This window comes from Mycobacterium sp. IEC1808 (assembly GCF_002101935.1).
Classification (GTDB): domain Bacteria; phylum Actinomycetota; class Actinomycetes; order Mycobacteriales; family Mycobacteriaceae; genus Mycobacterium.
The window spans coordinates 63,172-79,693 of sequence record NZ_LQPV01000005.1; the positions used below are offsets into that span (position 1 = coordinate 63,172).

At 67.2% G+C, this 16,522-nt stretch carries 13 protein-coding genes and 1 pseudogene; 6 read left to right on the plus strand and 8 right to left on the minus strand.

Features of this window, described 5'->3' with window-relative positions; all coding sequences use genetic code 11:
- Window positions 1-53: 53 nt before the first annotated feature.
- Together AWB92_RS01510 and AWB92_RS01515 are read right to left on the minus strand one after the other, a co-directional pair.
- Window positions 54-1,358, minus strand: a complete 1,305-nt coding sequence (locus AWB92_RS01510; RefSeq protein WP_085183754.1) for an amidohydrolase family protein — start codon at window positions 1,356-1,358, stop codon at window positions 54-56.
- Window positions 1,359-1,370: 12 nt separating this feature from the next.
- Window positions 1,371-1,925, minus strand: a complete 555-nt coding sequence (locus tag AWB92_RS01515; RefSeq protein WP_085183755.1) for a pyridoxamine 5'-phosphate oxidase family protein — start codon at window positions 1,923-1,925, stop codon at window positions 1,371-1,373.
- Window positions 1,926-2,117: 192 nt separating this feature from the next.
- Between AWB92_RS01515 and AWB92_RS01520 the strand changes: the two genes are divergently transcribed.
- Complete coding sequence (locus AWB92_RS01520; protein ID WP_241523344.1) at window positions 2,118-2,771, plus strand: TetR/AcrR family transcriptional regulator C-terminal domain-containing protein; 654 nt, start codon at window positions 2,118-2,120, stop codon at window positions 2,769-2,771.
- Here the strand turns inward: AWB92_RS01520 and AWB92_RS01525 are convergent.
- Window positions 2,728-3,615 carry a LysR family transcriptional regulator gene (locus AWB92_RS01525; protein WP_085184051.1) on the minus strand — a complete coding sequence of 296 codons (888 nt, stop codon included), beginning with the start codon at window positions 3,613-3,615 and terminating at the stop codon, window positions 2,728-2,730. The two genes, AWB92_RS01520 and AWB92_RS01525, sit on opposite strands and share 44 nt — an antisense overlap.
- Window positions 3,616-3,705: 90 nt before the next feature.
- Here AWB92_RS01525 and AWB92_RS01530 point away from each other — a divergent pair.
- Window positions 3,706-4,896: pseudogene (locus AWB92_RS01530) on the plus strand (MFS transporter); the annotation flags it as partial.
- A 125-nt stretch (window positions 4,897-5,021) separates the two neighbouring features.
- Here the strand turns inward: AWB92_RS01530 and AWB92_RS01535 are convergent.
- Both AWB92_RS01535 and AWB92_RS01540 read right to left on the minus strand, forming a co-directional pair.
- Window positions 5,022-6,419, minus strand: coding sequence for an OFA family MFS transporter (locus AWB92_RS01535; protein ID WP_142281896.1), 1,398 nt, complete (start codon window positions 6,417-6,419; stop codon window positions 5,022-5,024).
- A 152-nt stretch (window positions 6,420-6,571) separates the two neighbouring features.
- A complete protein-coding gene (locus AWB92_RS01540; protein ID WP_085183759.1) occupies window positions 6,572-8,185 on the minus strand; it encodes an adenylate/guanylate cyclase domain-containing protein in 1,614 nt (537 codons plus the stop codon).
- A 45-nt stretch (window positions 8,186-8,230) separates the two neighbouring features.
- On the opposite strand from AWB92_RS01540, the gene nucS reads away from it, so the two are divergent.
- Together nucS and AWB92_RS01550 are read left to right on the plus strand one after the other, a co-directional pair.
- Window positions 8,231-8,902 (plus strand): endonuclease NucS, encoded by a 672-nt coding sequence (nucS, locus tag AWB92_RS01545; RefSeq protein ID WP_085183760.1) that lies wholly within the window; start codon window positions 8,231-8,233, stop codon window positions 8,900-8,902.
- Window positions 8,902-9,195, plus strand: coding sequence for a hypothetical protein (locus tag AWB92_RS01550; protein ID WP_085183761.1), 294 nt, complete (start codon window positions 8,902-8,904; stop codon window positions 9,193-9,195). Before nucS ends, AWB92_RS01550 begins: the two co-directional genes overlap by 1 nt.
- An 88-nt stretch (window positions 9,196-9,283) precedes the next feature.
- On the opposite strand, the gene mce is transcribed toward AWB92_RS01550, so the two are convergent.
- On the minus strand, window positions 9,284-9,742 hold the full coding sequence (gene mce / locus AWB92_RS01555; protein WP_142281897.1) for a methylmalonyl-CoA epimerase: 459 nt from the start codon (window positions 9,740-9,742) through the stop codon (window positions 9,284-9,286).
- Window positions 9,743-9,820: 78 nt separating this feature from the next.
- Between mce and AWB92_RS01560 the strand changes: the two genes are divergently transcribed.
- A complete protein-coding gene (locus AWB92_RS01560; protein WP_085184052.1) occupies window positions 9,821-11,014 on the plus strand; it encodes an acetyl-CoA C-acetyltransferase in 1,194 nt (397 codons plus the stop codon).
- A 135-nt stretch (window positions 11,015-11,149) separates the two neighbouring features.
- On the plus strand, window positions 11,150-12,052 hold the full coding sequence (locus AWB92_RS01565; RefSeq protein WP_085183763.1) for a tetratricopeptide repeat protein: 903 nt from the start codon (window positions 11,150-11,152) through the stop codon (window positions 12,050-12,052).
- 28 nt (window positions 12,053-12,080) lie between these two features.
- Here AWB92_RS01565 and glgB read toward each other — a convergent pair whose 3' ends face one another.
- Window positions 12,081-14,276 (minus strand): 1,4-alpha-glucan branching protein GlgB, encoded by a 2,196-nt coding sequence (gene glgB / locus AWB92_RS01570; protein ID WP_085183764.1) that lies wholly within the window; start codon window positions 14,274-14,276, stop codon window positions 12,081-12,083.
- Between the two features lie 6 nt (window positions 14,277-14,282).
- Complete coding sequence (locus AWB92_RS01575; RefSeq protein ID WP_206601285.1) at window positions 14,283-16,376, minus strand: alpha-1,4-glucan--maltose-1-phosphate maltosyltransferase; 2,094 nt, start codon at window positions 16,374-16,376, stop codon at window positions 14,283-14,285.
- Window positions 16,377-16,522 lie beyond the last annotated feature (146 nt).

A 16,522-nucleotide genomic window follows, 5' to 3' on the forward strand; every position in this document is an offset into this window, starting at 1 on the left:
CCCGCCCACCGACAAAACTGGCGGAAAAGCGACATGATCGTGGGCCGGGGTGCTTATCGCGCGTGGACCAGCCGGTCCCCGGATTCCAGGAGGCGACTCCTTACGCCGTCGAGGTCGGCCTCGATCAGCGAATGGTTCCGTTTGCGCCAACGGCCCGCAATCATCACGGCTTCGATGTTGGCGATGCCGGCGTACAGCGCGGCGGCGATCGGATCACGGGCCGGCCACAGGTTGAGCGGTCGCGCGTCGATCACGACCAGGTCGGCCTGCATGCCCGGCTCGATCCTGCCAATCCGGTCGTCCAGCCCCAGGGCACGCGCGCCTTCGACGGTCGCCCATGCCAGCGCCTGCTTACTGGTGACTGATGTTGACGGGGCTATCGCGCCGGTCACCTGCCGGTGGCTTTCGTGGTCGAGACCGCGCTGATGGGCCAACGCGATGCGCGCGCCGCCCAAAATCTCTCCGGACCCCGCCGTGTCGGTGTCGGTGCCTAACGACGGCGCCGCGCCATGTCTCAACAGGTGTCCGGTAATTGGGACGCCATGGCCGTGCCCGAGCTCGCTTTCCGGTGTGACGGTGAAGCTGACGCCGGCGGCGATCAAGCGGCCGAGCCAGTCTTCGGTGAGACCGGCCCCGTGGACGATGTTGGTGCGTGGCCCGAACAGCCCTGCGGCGCGGACCGCCTCCCATCCGGGCCCCGGTTGGCCGCCGCTTTGATGCATCGAGGCGACGAGGCCGCGTTCGGCGGCGGCACGCAAATCGGCCACGGCCACATCCGGTGTCGAGTATTGCGGCCCGGCGATCGCCATCCCGACGGTGATTGTGCCGAGCGCCGAGGCGGGCCGATCGATAAGCCGGTCGACCTCGGCCAGCGGATGGGCCAGGTCGGGGGCTCGCTTCGGCGCTCCATGCAGAAACACGGCGCGGATGCCGGACCTTTCCAGCCCCTCGAGGGCCGCGTCGGTGTGCTCAGGCGTCGCGTTGTTGTGACACCAGTCGCCCAGTGTCGTTGTCCCGCAATTGATCTGATTGAGAGCGCCGGCGAGGTTGCCGATGTAGACGTCATCGGGCGTGTAGCGGTCCGCAACGCCACCGTGCATGTGCCGCAGGTAGTCCAGCAGCGTCCAGTCGGCGCCCGCCAGGCGCAGCGCGCTCTGCCACGTGTGTAGATGCGCGTTGACGAGCCCCGGCATGATGACGCGACCGGGAAGGTCGACCGTTTCGGCGTCCGAATCGTCGACGCGCTCGCCGAGCTCGGTGACCTGATCGCCCTCGACGACGATGTCGCTGCGCTCCGCATCGGGGCGCGCCGGCGACATGGTGATCACCTGCGCTCCGCGCAGCACGGTGCGGCTCATGAGCGGGCTAACTCAGGCCGGGTCGGGCGCGTCCCACGGGACCGTGCCGGAGAGCCAATGGGTGATGCGCTCTGCCTGGTCGTTGCGGTAGAGGTGTCGCGGCGGCTGACCGAATGTCGCATAGGGCCGGCACCGAACGACGACCCGGTTTTCTTCGCGGCGCATGGCGTCGATGACCGGCCGGGCTTCTGACGGGAGCGGCTGGCCCGACATCCTGGCACCAACTTCCATCATGACGTCGCACACCAGGTCGGGATCGTCGTCGATCACCGCGTCGGCGTACACCTGCAAATAGGCGAAGGGCCAACGTTCGTCGAGGACACACAGGCTGACCTTGCCGTCCCGCGCGATGACGCGCGCCTTGCCGCGCCCGGCCATCGTCGACACCAGCAGCTCGTCCCCGTCGGTGGGAACGTAGTAGACGACCGACATTCCGGGCCCGTCGTTCTTCCGGCGGTAGCCGAAGACGCATGTTCGATGAGTCCGCACGAACTCGCGGCGCTCGGATGGGAGCAGGTCCCGGTCGGTGGGGACGGCGAAGGGTTCCGGGGCAAGGGGTAGCAGCATGGCAACGCGTCTTCCGGTCTGGCTTGAACGTGAATCGGGCGGCGCCCGATATTTTTTGGATACACCGTATCCGTTATTGCGCGAAGGGTCAAGAGTAGCGATACTGGGCGCGTGACCCGAGGCAGCCCACCGACTCAAGACGACGGCTCGGGTCGCCGGTCCCGCGGACGCCCGCGGGTCCCGCTCGACCGCATCGTCGGCGCGGCCCTCGAGATCGTGGACGACGAGGGCGCCGACGCGCTCTCGATGCGGACCCTCGCGCAGCGGCTGGAGTCGGGGACGGCCACGCTGTATCGCCACTTCGCCAACCGGGGCGAGGTGGTTTCGCACGTGGTCGATCGCGTGTTCGGCGAGATCGAGTGCGGCACGGAAGAACTCACCACGATGGATTGGCAGCGGGCCTGCGAGTCGTTTGCACGAGCCACGTTTGAAGTGTTGCGCAGGCACCCCAACGTGGCTCCGCTGCTGGTCGACCAGCTGCCGCTCGGGCCGAATGCGCTGGCGCAACGGGAAGCGTTACTGGCGGTCCTGCTCGACAACGGCTTCCCCCCGCGTCTCGCGGCTCGCTCCTATGCGACGGTGGCCCGCTATGTGCTCGGCTTCGCCATTCAGCTCAGCGGCGGCGGATTCGATGACCGGCACGCGTCCACGTTCTTCCGCGCGCTGGATCCGCAGTTGTTCCCCGCCACCAGCGCGGTGGCCGACCACCTGCCTGTGCCGATCGACGAGGAGTTTGCACTCGGCCTCGAGCTCATCATCAGTGGTCTGGCGAAATACGCAGCAGCGCAGAGCGATAGCGAACCTACGTCGCGGCCTCGTGATGGGCGCCCGCGGCGGACGCGATGAAGTCGCGGGCCGGGCGGGACAATGGTCGCCCGGAATTCCAGATCAGGCCGACGTCGCGGTAGGCGTCGGCGTCGGCCAACGGCAGCACGCTGACCCCGGGGGCGTGCTCGCTGCCGGCGATGGGCATCAGGCTGATGCCCAGTCTCGCGGCGACCAGCCCGGCGGTTGTGGTCAGGTTGGCCGATTGCAGGACGATCCGCGGCTGGAATTGCGCTGCGGCGCATAGCTCGTCGAGCAGGCGCCGCATGCCGAACCCGGGACGCATGGCCACGAAGGCCTCGTCGGCCAGGTCGGACATGGACACCGTCGCGGCGCCCGCAAGCGCATGGTCGCTTGGGAAGGCGACGCCGAGACGCTGACGAAACAGGCTGCGCCAGGCGAGGTTTGGGTCCCGCGGCCGCGGCGAGACCACGCCGAGGTCGATCGACCCGGACCGCACGAGATCGCCGATCGATTCGGCGGCACCTTCCTCGAGCGTGAATGCCACGCGCGGTGCGGCCGCGGTGAACGCCGCAATCAAGCGCGGCACCACCGTCGACCCGAACGAGCTCAAGAAACCCAGGCGGATCTCGCCGACGGCCGGATTGGCCAGGTCGTCGATCGCCCGCCGCGCCGAATCGAGCTCGGATTGGGCGCGGCGCGCGTGCTCGTAGAAGATTCGGCCGTAGGTGTTGAGCGTGAGCCGCTTGCCGCTGCGGTCGAACAGCGCGACCCCGAGTCGCCGTTCCAGACGCGCCAGCATCCGGGTGAGCGTCGGCTGCGCGATGTGCAGCTGTTCGGCCGCGGACGTGACATGCTGCAGCTCCGCGAGTGTGACGAACCACTCGTAATCGCCTTCGTGCATCGCCTTCACCTTTGCTTATGTGCCTAATGCATCATAATTCAACAAATAATTCATTTCCGTTCCCACGCCGCGCGGCGAAACATCGTTGCTATGCCGACTGCCCATCAAGCCGGAAGCCGCGGATACCGGCGCGTGACCGCGGCGCTCTACGGCGCCGGCCTGGCCAGTTTCGCCGCGATGTACTGCACCCAGGCGCTGCTGCCGGCCTTCTCTAGGTATTACCGGATCAGCCCGGCCACCGCGGCGCTGACGGTCGCGCTGACCACCGGGGTGCTGGCGCTGTCGATCATCCCCGCGAGCGTGCTTTCCGAGCGCTACGGGCGCATCCCCGTGATGCTGACGTCGGGGGTTGCGTCCAGCGTGATCGGGCTGTTGCTGCCGTTGAGTCCATCGCTCGGCGTGCTGCTCGCGGGCCGCGCGCTGCACGGCGTCGCGCTCGCCGGGATACCCGCGGTCGCCATGGCTTTCCTCGCCGAGGAGGTGCACGCGTCGTCGCTCGGTTCGGCGATGGGACGGTACATCGCAGGGACCACGGTCGGTGGGCTGACCGGGCGGATCGTCCCTTCGCTGGTCGTCGACGTCAGCAATTGGCGGGTCGCGCTCTTGGTGTGCTCGCTGACGACGCTGGCCGGCACGGCCGTCTTCGCCGTCCTGGTGCCCCGGTCGCAGTTCTTCACCCCGAAGGCCACAACTGCGCGCGCCACTGCGCGCAACCTCGCCGCACATCTGCGAAACCCGGTGTTGCTGAAGCTTTTCGCGTTGGGCTTCACGCTGATGGGCGGCTTCGTCACGGTGTACAACTACCTGGGCTACCGGTTGGCCGCCCCGCCGTTCGGACTGGCGCCGTCGCTGGTCGGACTGTTGTTCGTGCTGTACCTGGCCGGCACCTGGACGTCGGTGGTCGCCGGGCGGCTGGCCGACCGCCGCGGACGCGCGCTGGTGCTGGGCGGTGCCCTGCCGATCACGGTGACCGGCCTGGCGCTGACCGTGCCACACTCGGTGGTCGCGATCGTCGTCGGGCTCGGCGTGTTCACCGGCGGATTCTTCGCCGCGCACACCGTGGCCAGCGGGTGGGTGGGCGCGGCGGCACGCCGGGATCGCGCCGAGGCGTCGGCGCTCTACCTGTTCAGCTACTACCTGGGCGGGTCGGTCGCCGGCGCTTTCGGCGGCCTGGTCTACGGCGCCGGCGGCTGGCCGGCCACGGTCTGGTTCGTGGGCGCCCTCATCCTCGGCGGCGTGGCGCTCGCGGTGCTCTTGGTGAGGGAAACGGGCTTCCGCTCAGGCGCCGAACAACTGGCCGATCTTCGAAAAGAGTTGCCAGACTCCATAAGCGAACGGGACGGCGACCCACACCCAGGCCAGTGCGATGAGGGCGGGACCGATGCGACGGTCGGGGATCGGGTTTGTCATGCGTGTGCCTCCGGCTGAAGATCCGAAATGGTCTCGGGCGCCGCGGCGTCGCCGGGCTGGGCGGGCACGTGATGCTTGGCGGCCACCGGCCTGATCAGCTCGTTGCAGACCAGCCCGACGACCAGGAGGGCGATCATCACGGCGAACGACACGATGTAGAGGTCGGGTCCGTGTTTCCCGGCCGCCTTCTGCGAGTCGGCGATGGCGTTCACGATCAGCGGGCCCAGCACGCCCGCGACCGACCAGGCCGTCAGCAGCCTGCCGTGGATGGCGCCGACCTCGTGGGTGCCGAACAGGTCACGCAGGTACGCCGGAACGGTCGAGAACCCCGCGCCGTAGAACGACAGGATCAACACGGTGCACAGCAGGAAGGTCAGCTTGCTGGAATTGGTCGTCAGCGCCAACGTGAGATAGAGGAGGGCACCGCCGCCTAGGTAGAGCCGGTACATGTTCTTGCGGCCCAGCGCATCCGACAACGACGACCAGCCGATCCGGCCGATCATATTGGCCAGCGACAGCAGCGCGACGAACCCGGCGGCCGCGGAGGCCAACGCCGCCGCGCGGGGCGCCCTCGGAAAGAAGTCCTGGTAAATCGGCGAGGCCTTCTCCAGAATGCCGATGCCGGCGGTCACGTTGAAACAGAGCACCACCCACAACAGCCAGAACTGGGGCGTCTTGATCGCATTGGCCGCCGACACACCGGCCGTCGTGATCAGCGATCCAGCCTTGTGCGGCTTGGGTTTCCAGCCGTGCGGCGTCCAATCCGGCGCCGGCACCCGGATCAGCAGGCATCCCATCGCCATGAACACGGCATATGTACAGCCCATCACCAGGAAGGTCCTGGCCACGCCGGTTGTGCTGGTGCGGCCGAACGCGTCGAGCAGGCTGTTCGTCCACGGGGACGCGATCAGGGCCCCACCGCCAAAGCCCATGATCGCCAAGCCGGTCGCCATGCCGGGGCGATCGGGAAACCACTTGATGAGCGTCGACACCGGCGAGATGTAGCCGACACCGAGGCCGACCCCTCCGACGACCCCGTATCCCACCACGACGAGCCAGTATCGGTGAACCGAGACTCCGCATCCGGCGATCAGCAACCCGCTGCAAAAGCACACGGTGGCAACCACCATGGCCCAGCGCGGTCCGTAGTGGTCCACCCGCGTGCCGAACGCTGCGGCCGAAAGACCCAGCATCACAATTGCGACGGTGAACGGCATCGCGCTGGCGGTTCCGGAGACGTGCAGCGATTTCTCCAGCGGGATCTTGAAGACGCTCCAGGCGTAGGCCGAGCCGATGGCCAGATGGATGGACAGCGCGGCGGGCGGCACCAGCCAGCGGTTCCATCGGGGCCCGGCGACGATTCTCGAACGATCAAGCAACGCAACGGTTGTCAAGGTGCACCCTTCTGACGCGGGCACGGAGCTCCGTCCCGTCGTCACTATTGGCGCGGTTTCACGCGGCGGTCAAGGCGCGATTTCTATTGTCCGATAACGGATTTCTATCGATACTGCTGGCGGGCGTTGACCACAGGCGTTGTCAACCGGATTTACTGCGCGTCGGCGAGGAAGGCCAGCCGGGTTGGGCGCTCGTGGCCCCGAAGGGTCACCGCCTCACCCAAAGACCAACGCGCTCTTTCCTCTTCGCTCGCGCCCTCGAGCGCGTTGGCCGTCGCGAGCAATCCGCCGGGACGGGACTTGGCCAGCTCGCACAGCCGTGCGGCCTCGTTGACCGGCTCGCCGATCACGGTGTATTCGAACCGTTCCTTGGCGCCCACGTTGCCGGCGACGACCTGGCCCGCCGCCACGCCGATGCCCGCCTCGAGCTCGCACATGTCGTGGGCGAGCCGTTTCGCGATGCACCGCGCCGCGGCGAGTGCCTCGTCCTCGGGCGAGTCGAGATGGTTCGGTGCTCCGAAAATGGCAAGCGACGCATCGCCTTCGAACTTGTTGACCAGGCCGCGATGGCGGTCCACTTCGTCGACGACGATCGCGAAAAATCGGTTGAGCACTTCGACGACTTCGGTGGGGGGCTGGGTGGTTACCAGTTGGGTGGAGCCGACGATGTCGATGAAGACGACGGCGACGTGTCGTTCCTCGCCGCCCAGTTTCGGTCGCTCGCGCTCGGCCGCCAGGGCGACCTCGCGGCCGACGTGCCGGCCGAAAAGGTCGCGCACGCGTTCGCGTTCGCGCAGGCCGTCGACCATCGTGTTGAACCCGCGCTGCAGCTCGCCGAGCTCGGTGCCGTCGAAGACCACCAGGTTGCCGCGCAGGTTGCCCTGCTCGACGCGGCGCAGCGCCGCGCGCACCACGCGCACCGGGGTCGCGGTCAGCCAGGCGAGAATCCACATCAGGGCGCACCCGAAGATGAGCGTGGCGACTGAAATGATCAGCACGCCGACCGCGAACTCGGTCTCGGTCAGGTTGCGCAGCAGGATCTGGAAAATTGCCAGCAGGCCGATGCCGATGACGGGCACGCCGGACCCCAGGAACCAGACCACCATGGTTCGGCCCATGATGCCCGCCGACAACCGCCGTGGCGGTGGTCCCGCCTCGAGCGCCTGGGCGGCAATCGGGCGAAGCGCGAACTCGGCGAGCAGGTAACTGAACGTGGCCACCAGAACGCCGCAGAAGCTGACGACGAGGAGGAACCGCGGGATGAACAACGTGTTGACCAGGCCGTAGAGCGTCGTGTACACCACCGTCCCGATGCCCCACAGGATGAGGTCGTACATGGCGAGTCGCCACGGCGCCAGGAAGGTGTTGCGCTCGTCCTCGGCGGTGGGCGCGCGCTCCTCGATCGCCCAACGCAAGGAGAGCACGGTCCGGCGGGTGATCCAATACGTGCCCACCGCCAGGGCCACGGCGATGTAGGCCGGGGAGACACCGAACGTCAGCCAGGCCGGCGCGTCGTGAAAGATGCTCGGCGCGGGAATGGCGACTATCACCAACAGCAGTGCCACGCCGATGCCGATCAGGTTCGCCCCCAGAACCAGCACCGTCATGATGATCTGGATGCGGATGCGGCGCCGTCGTTGGCTTTCCGCCACCCGCCCGAGGATCAGTGAGCCGTACGCGGGGGTATCCGGCAGGCGGCCGCTCTGGCGGGTGATCCGCTCGAGCACCCGGCCGATACGTTGGGCCACGCTCATTTTGGCCGACATCGTGGCGCCAGCCTAATTTGTCGCCCACGCTCTAAGGTGAGTCGGGTGCGCCTTGTCATCGCCCAATGCACCGTCGACTACGTCGGCCGGCTCACCGCACACCTGCCGTCGGCGCGACGGCTGCTGCTGTTCAAGGCCGACGGCTCGGTGAGCGTGCACGCCGACGATCGCGCCTACAAGCCGCTGAACTGGATGAGCCCCCCCTGCTGGTTAACCGAGAAGCTCGGCGGTCAGGCGCCGGTGTGGGTGGTCGAGAACAAGGCCGGCGAGCAGCTGCGCATCACGGTGGAGGACATCGAGCACGACTCGAGCCACGACCTGGGCGTCGACCCCGGCTTGGTCAAGGACGGCGTCGAGGCCCACCTTCAGGCGTTGCTCGCCGAGCATGTGCAACTGCTTGGGGAGGGTTATACGTTGGTGCGCCGCGAGTACATGACCGCTATCGGCCCGGTCGATCTGCTGTGTCGCGACGAACGGGGCGGCTCGGTCGCGGTCGAAATCAAGCGGCGCGGCGAGATCGACGGCGTGGAACAGCTCACCCGCTATCTCGAATTGCTCAACCGGGACAGCGTTCTGGCACCGGTCAAAGGCGTCTTCGCCGCTCAGCAGATCAAGCCGCAAGCGCGCACCCTCGCGACCGATCGCGGAATCCGTTGCATCACACTCGATTACGACAAGATGCGCGGCATGGATAGCGACGAGTACCGGCTGTTCTGATGTGTCCGCGCCGCAAACCGGAACGTGGCCACCGGCCGAACCCGCCACCGGTGCCGAGCCGTGTGGAAATCGGTCCGGATGGTCACGAGTACGAGGTGCGCCCGATCGCGGCGGCCCGCGCGCTCAAGACCTACCGCTGTCCGGGTTGTGACCACGAAATACGTTCCGGCACATCGCATCTGGTGGTATGGCCGACCGATTCACCACACGCTGGGCTGGAGGATCGGCGGCACTGGCACACGCCGTGCTGGACCAACCGCGCTACCCGCGGGCCGACCCGGAAGTGGTCTTGAAGCTCTGGGATAAATCGCGAAGTGTGCGGCTGGCCGCACACTCGGCACCGAACGTGCGGCTGGCCGCACACTCGGCGCAAGCCTGGCTTTAAGAGGTCGGCTCCACCAACTCGATCAGGACACCGCCGGCGTCCTTGGGGTGGATGAAGTTGATCCGCGAGTTTGCTGTGCCGCGCCGCGCCGCGTCGTAGACCAGGCGGACGCCCTGCTCGCGCAGCTGCTCGCAGATGGTGTCCAGGTCGCTGACCCGAACGGCCATCTGCTGGATGCCCGGGCCGCGCTTCTCCATGAACTTCGCGATCGTCGACGAGTCGTCCAGCGGGGCCATCAACTGGAGCTGCGCGGTGGTACCGGGGACGGCCAGCATCGCCTCGCGGATGCCCTGGTCATCGTTGACTTCCTCATGCACGAGGATCATGCCGAGGTGGTCGTGATACCAGGTGATTGCGGCGTCGAGGTCGGCGACCGCAATGCCGACGTGATCCAGGCCGGTCACCAAGGAGGTTGCCAGGAGGTGACGTGCATCAACTTGGTCGGTCGTCATCACACCACGGTAACGTGGCAGCAAAGATTCCGCTTCTCCAGGTAGCGGAAACGGTCGTTGGTGCAGGCTCAGGAGGAACTGGTGACGACGTCGGTGATAGTTGCTGGGGCGCGGACGCCCATCGGCAAGTTGATGGGATCGCTGAAGGATTTCTCGGCCAGCGACCTGGGCGCCATCGCGATCGCGGGGGCACTGGAAAAGGCTTTCCCTAATGTCCAAGTGCCGGGTTCGCTGGTCGAATACGTGATCATGGGCCAGGTGCTGACGGCCGGGGCAGGACAGATGCCGGCCCGGCAGGCGGCGGTCGCGGCGGGCATCGGCTGGGACGTCCCGGCGCTGACCATCAACAAGATGTGCCTGTCCGGTATCGACTCCATCGCGCTGGCCGACCAGCTCATCCGCGCCGGGGAGTTCGACGTGGTGGTGGCCGGCGGGCAGGAGTCGATGACGAAGGCGCCGCATTTGCTGATGGACAGCCGGGCCGGCTACAAGTACGGCGACGTCACGGTGCTGGACCACATGGCCTACGACGGCCTGCACGACGTGTTCACCGACCAGCCGATGGGCGCGCTGACCGAGCAGCGCAACGACCTCGACAAGTTCACCCGCGCCGAGCAGGACGAGTACGCCGCGCGCTCACACCAAAAGGCGGCCGCCGCCTGGAAGGACGGCGTCTTCACCGACGAAGTCGTGCCGGTCAATATCCCGCAGCGCAAGGGTGACCCGCTGCAATTCACCGAGGACGAGGGCATCCGGGCCAACACCACCGCGGAGTCCCTGGCCGGGCTCAAGCCGGCGTTTCGCCGCGATGGCACCATCACGGCCGGTTCGGCTTCGCAGATCTCCGACGGCGCGGCCGCCGTCGTGGTGATGAACAAGGCAAAAGCGCAGGAGCTGGGGCTTTCGTGGCTGGCCGAGATCGGCGCGCACGGCGTCGTGGCAGGACCGGATTCGACGCTGCAGTCCCAGCCCGCCAACGCGATCAAGAAAGCGCTCGCCCGCGAGGGGATTTCGGCCGACCAGCTCGACGTCATCGAGATCAACGAGGCGTTCGCTGCGGTGGCCCTGGCCTCGACCCGCGAACTGGGCGTCGACCCCGAGCTCGTCAACGTCAACGGCGGTGCGATCGCGGTCGGGCACCCGATCGGCATGTCGGGCGCCAGGATCACGCTGCATGTGGCGCTGGAGTTGGCCCGCCGCGGCTCCGGCTATGGCGTTGCGGCCCTGTGCGGGGCCGGCGGCCAGGGTGATGCGCTGATCCTGCGGGCCGGTTAGGCGATCTGCTTAAAGTTGCTGGTGCGGGCCCTTTGAGAAAGTTTGTGATCTTGGTCATAACGGCCGATCACATCCGCTCAAGCGTCTCCGCGACCGGGTGGCTCGGTATCCGAAGCGCATGACAAACTTGACGGCGTGACGCGTCCGCGACCCTCTATCGGGCCCGCACTTGCCGGTGCGGTCGATCTTTCCGGTCTCAAGCAGCGAGCCCAGCAGAGCGCTTCGTCGCCCGACGCGGGCGGGCCGGCGGCCCCGGGGGCAACCGAGGTCACCGAGGCCAATTTCGAACAGGAAGTGCTACTCCGCTCCGACGAGGTCCCGGTGGTGGTCGCGTTGTGGTCGCCGCGCAGTGACGCGTGTATCCAGCTCGTCGAGACGCTGGCCGGCCTGGCGGCCGAGGACGACGGCAATTGGTCGCTGGCGACGGTCAACGTCGACGTGGCCCCCAGGGTGGCCCAGATATTCGGCGTCGACGCGGTGCCGACCGTGGTCGCGTTGGCCGCTGGGCAGCCGCTGTCCAGTTTTCAGGGTGTACAGCCGCCCGACCAGCTGCGGCGTTGGGTCGACTCCCTGTTGCAGGCGACGGCTGGGAAACTAAGGGGCCCAAGCGGTTCCGAGCAGGTGGAAGTGGACCCGGAGTTGGCCCACGCCCGCCAGCAGCTCGAGGACGGCGACTTCGCCGGCGCCAAGGAGTCGTATCAGGCGATCCTGGACGCCAACCCGGCGAGCGCCGAAGCCAAGGGCGCGATCCGCCAGATCGACTTCCTCACGCGCGCAACGGCGCAGCGCCCCGACGCGGTCGCGGTGGCCGCCGCCGCTCCCGGCGACATCGACGCCGCGTTCGCGGCCGCCGACGTGGAAATCCTCAACCAGGATGTCGGAGCGGCGTTCGAGCGCTTGATTGCCTTGGTGCGTAGCACATCCGGCGACGAACGCACCCGGGTGCGCACCCGCCTGATCGAGTTGTTCGAACTGTTCGACCCCGCCGACCCCGAGGTCGTCGCCGGTCGGCGCAACCTCGCCAACGCGCTCTACTGAGTTTTGCGGCTCGCGCCGCTACCGGTCCCTATTCGGGTTCCAGCCACAGCGCCGACGTCGGAGGCAGCACCATCACCGCGGAGGCGGGGCGGCCATGCCATGGGTCTTCGGTGGCGTCGACGCCGCCCATGTTGCCGATTCCCGACCCGTTGTAGATGGTCGCGTCGGTGTTGAGCACCTCGCGCCAGCGGCCGGCGTACGGCAGCCCGAGGCGATAGCCGCTGTGCTCCGAACCGGCGAAATTGAAGACGCAGGCCATTACCGAGCCGTCTTTGCCGTATCGCAGGAAACTCAGCACGTTGTTGGCCGAGTCGTTGGCGTCGATCCAGGAATAGCCCTCGGGAACGGTGTCCTGACTCCACAGGGCCGGGCGGCTGCGATAGATCTCGTTGATGTCGCGCACGAAGCGCAAGACCCCGTTGGAGAAGCCCTGCTCATCGAGCTGCCACCAATCCAAGCCGTTCTGCTCCGACCACTCGGCACGCTGGGCGAATTCCTGGCCCATGAACAACAATTGCTTGCCCGGGTGCGCCCACTGGTAGGCGAGCAGGCTGCGCAGCCCCGCGGCCTTGACGTGATTGTTGCCCGGCATGCGACCCCACAGGGTCCCCTTGCCGTGCACCACTTCGTCATGACTGATCGGCAGCACGTAGTTCTCGCTAAACGCGTACAGCATCGAGAACGTCATCTCGTGGTGGTGGTAGCTGCGGTAGATCGGATCGCGGCTGATGTAGTCGAGCGTGTCGTGCATCCAGCCCATGTTCCACTTCATCGAAAAGCCGAGGCCGCCAAGGTTGGTCGGCCGCGTGACGCCCGGCCACGAGGTCGACTCCTCGGCGATGGTGACGATGCCGGGCGCGGCCTTGTGCGCCGTGGCGTTCATCTCCTGCAGGAACTGCACGGCCTCCAGGTTTTCCCGCCCGCCGTAGATGTTCGGGGTCCAGCCGCCCTCGGGCCGCGAGTAGTCCAGGTACAGCATCGATGCGACCGCGTCCACCCGCAGGCCGTCCACGTGGAACTCCTCGAGCCAGTACAGCGCGTTGGCGACCAGGAAGTTGCGCACCTCCGCGCGGCCGAAGTCGAAGACGTAAGTGCCCCAGTCGAGTTGCTCGCCGCGCTTGGGGTCGGCGTGCTCGTAGAGCGGGGTGCCGTCGAATCGGCCCAACGCCCACGCGTCTTTCGGGAAGTGCGCCGGCACCCAGTCCACGATCACGCCGATGCCAGCCTGGTGCAGGGCGTCGACCAGCGCCCGGAAGTCGTCGGGCGCGCCGAATCGAGACGTCGGGGCGTAGTACGAGGTGACCTGGTATCCCCACGACCCCGCGAACGGGTGTTCGGCGACAGGCAGCAGCTCCACATGTGTGAACCCGTGCTCCACAACATAATCCGTCAGCTCGCGGGCGAGCTGACGGTAACTCAGCCCCGGACGCCAGGAACCGAGGTGCACCTCGTAGGTGCTCATCGGCTCGAACACCGGATTGCGCTGAGCGCGCCGCGCCATCCAGTCCGTGTCCTCCCACGTGTAGGTGCTGCGCGTGACGCGGGACGCGGTGTGCGGCGGAACCTCGGTGGCGAATGCCATGGGATCGGCCCGCTCGGTCACCACGCCGTCGGCGCCGTGCACCCGGAACTTGTACAGGCCCTCCACCGGAAAGCCGGGCCAGAACAACTCCCATACTCCGGAGGAGCCGAGCACCCGCATCGGCGCGTCGTTGCCGGTCCAGCCGTTGAACTCCCCGATCAAGTTGACGCCCTTGGCGTTCGGCGCCCACACGGCGAACGAGACCCCGGTCACGACGCCGTCGGCCGTGGTGAACGAGCGGGGATGGGCGCCCAGGACTTCCCAGAGCCGCTCGTGGCGGCCCTCGTTGAACAGATGCAGGTCGACTTCGCCCAGGGTGGGCAGGAAGCGATAGGCGTCGGCGACGACGTACGGGTCGGAACCCTCGTAGGTCACCTCGAGCCGGTAGTCGATCAGGTTGGTGAACGGCAGGGCGACGGCGAACAGGCCGGCTTCGACGTGCTGCAGCGAGAACCGGTCCTCGCCGACCAGCGCGACAACTTCCCGCGCGTGCGGGCGAAACGCGCGGATCACCGTGTGATCGCCGTACTCATGGGCACCGAGGATGCCGTGCGGGTTGTAGTGCGCGCCGGCCACCAGGCGCGCCAAGTCAGCCGGATCGGGCGCCAGATCCAGTCCGGCCAGTTCGTCGGTTCGGCTCACAGCCCGTCACCTCCTACGCAGCAGCGTGATTCGCGATTCGTAAGGTATGAGCGGCATGTTGATGATGTGTGCGACCGCCTGCCCGGGATCGAGGCGAATGTAATTGGATTGCCCCCATTGAAATTCCTGACCGCTGATCTCGTCACGCACCCAAAAACGCTCATAAGGTTCCATACCCAATGCGGCCATGTCCAACCACAGCGTCGCTTCCTCGGGCCCGAACGCGTTGAGGGTCACCACCACCAGCACGCAGTCGCCGGTGGCCGGGTCGAACTTGCTGTAGGCAAGCACCGCGTCGTTGTCCACGCCATGGAAATGGATCGTGCGGAGCTGCTGAAGCGCCGGGTGAAGCCGTCGAATCATGTTGAGCCGCTTGATGAATGGCTCGAGTGATCGACCTTCCGCCAGCGCACCCGCAAAGTCGCGGGGACGCAATTCGTACTTCTCGGAGTCCAGGTACTCCTCGCTGCCCTCCCGCACCGCGCGGTGTTCGAACAGCTCGTAACCGGAGTACACGCCCCAGGCGGGTCCCATGGTCGCCGCCAGCACCGCGCGGATGGCGAACATGCCGGGGCCATTGTGCTGCAGCACCGCATGCAGGATGTCAGGGGTGTTGACGAACAGGTTCGGCCGGCGAAAGTCGGCGAGGGCGGCGATGTCGTTGCCGAATTCGGTGAGCTCCCATTTGGACGTGCGCCAGGTGAAGTAGCTGTAAGACTGCGTGAAGCCGAGCTTGGCCAGGCCGTACTGCCGGGCCGGCGGCGTGAAGGCCTCCGAGAGGAAGAGCACGTCGGGGTCGGCGTCCTTGACCTGACCGATTAGCCAGGCCCAGAAATCGGGCGGCTTGGTGTGCGGATTGTCGACCCGAAAGAACTTGATGCCGTGGTCAATCCAGTGCCGGACCACCCGCAGCACTTCGTCATAAAGACCCGCCGGGTCGTTGTCGAAGTTGATCGGATAGATGTCCTGGTACTTCTTCGGCGGGTTCTCCGCGTAGGCGATGGTCCCATCGGGCAGTTCGGTGAACCACTGCCGGTGCTCGCGGGCCCACGGATGATCGGGCGCGCACTGCAACGCCAGGTCCAGCGCCACCTCCATGCCCAGATCGCGTGCGGCGGAGACGAAGTCGTCGAAGTCGTCGATCGTGCCCAGGTCCGGGTGTATCGCGTCGTGGCCGCCCTCGTCGCTGCCGATAGCCCACGGGGATCCCACGTCGCCGGGAGCGGCGGTCGGGGAGTTGTTGCGGCCCTTGCGATGTACCTTGCCGATCGGATGGATCGGCGGGAGGTAGACGACGTCGAAGCCCATGTCCGCGATCCGCGGGAGCTGGGCGGCCGCCGTGGCGAACGTGCCGTGCACGGGCTTGCCGTTCTTGTCCCAGCCGCCCGTCGAGCGCGGGAACATCTCGTACCACGCTCCGAAGCGGGCCAGCGGCCGGTCAACCCACACCCCGAACTGCTCGCCGCGGGTGACCAGGTCGCGCAATGGATACTCCGCCAGCAGTTCCTCGATCTCCGGGGCCAGCGCTAGCGCGGTGCGGGTGACCGGGTCCCCGGGCGTCCGCAGCGTCTTGGCCGCCGCGAGTAGCGGGTCGCGATGCGTCCGCGGCACACCGGTCGCGGCACGCTCGAACAGCGCGGCTCCCACCAGTAGGTCGTTGGACAGCTCGGTCGCGCCCTGTCCGGCGTCGAGCTTGGCGACCAGCCCGTGCCGCCACGAGTGAATGGGGTCACCCCACCCGTCGACGCGGAAGGTCCACAGCCCGACCCGGTCGGGGGTGAACACCCCGTGGAAAACGTAGGGTTCCTGGCCCTCGGTCATCGGGAGCAGCAGCGGCTTGATGCGCTGCTCGGCGGCCTTGCCGTCGACCGCCGGTGCGGTCCGTTCGGGGGCCTGAACGGCCTTGATTCGGCGAGTTTCGGTTACCTGCGGATAGCGCTGGCCGTGATAGCGCACGACCAGGGTCGCCGCGACCGCCTCGTGGCCTTCTCTCCAGACCGCGGCGCTGACCGGGACCATCTCACCGACCACCGCCTTGGCGGGGTACGCGCCGCAGGAGACGACGGGCTGGACGTTGTCGATCTCGACACGACCGGGCACAACCACTCCGTTTCGATTGTGTGGCGAGACCGCGCTGTGCTTCGCCGCGGAATGCCTCGCCTCTCAGAAACTTCCTGCCGTGGGACTTCATCTAACGGAACCGCATCGTTGCGGCCCCATCACTAACCGATACCCAGCCTAGTGGG

Coding starts and splice junctions, on each gene's coding strand:
- AWB92_RS01510 (WP_085183754.1), bottom strand. CDS start 1,358: ATGAGCCGCACCGTGCTGCGCGGAGCGCAGGTGATCACCATGTCGCCG.
- AWB92_RS01515 (WP_085183755.1), bottom strand. CDS start 1,925: ATGCTGCTACCCCTTGCCCCGGAACCCTTCGCCGTCCCCACCGACCGG.
- AWB92_RS01525 (WP_085184051.1), bottom strand. CDS start 3,615: ATGCACGAAGGCGATTACGAGTGGTTCGTCACACTCGCGGAGCTGCAG.
- AWB92_RS01540 (WP_085183759.1), bottom strand. CDS start 8,185: ATGTCGGCCAAAATGAGCGTGGCCCAACGTATCGGCCGGGTGCTCGAG.
- AWB92_RS01550 (WP_085183761.1), top strand. CDS start 8,902: ATGTGTCCGCGCCGCAAACCGGAACGTGGCCACCGGCCGAACCCGCCA.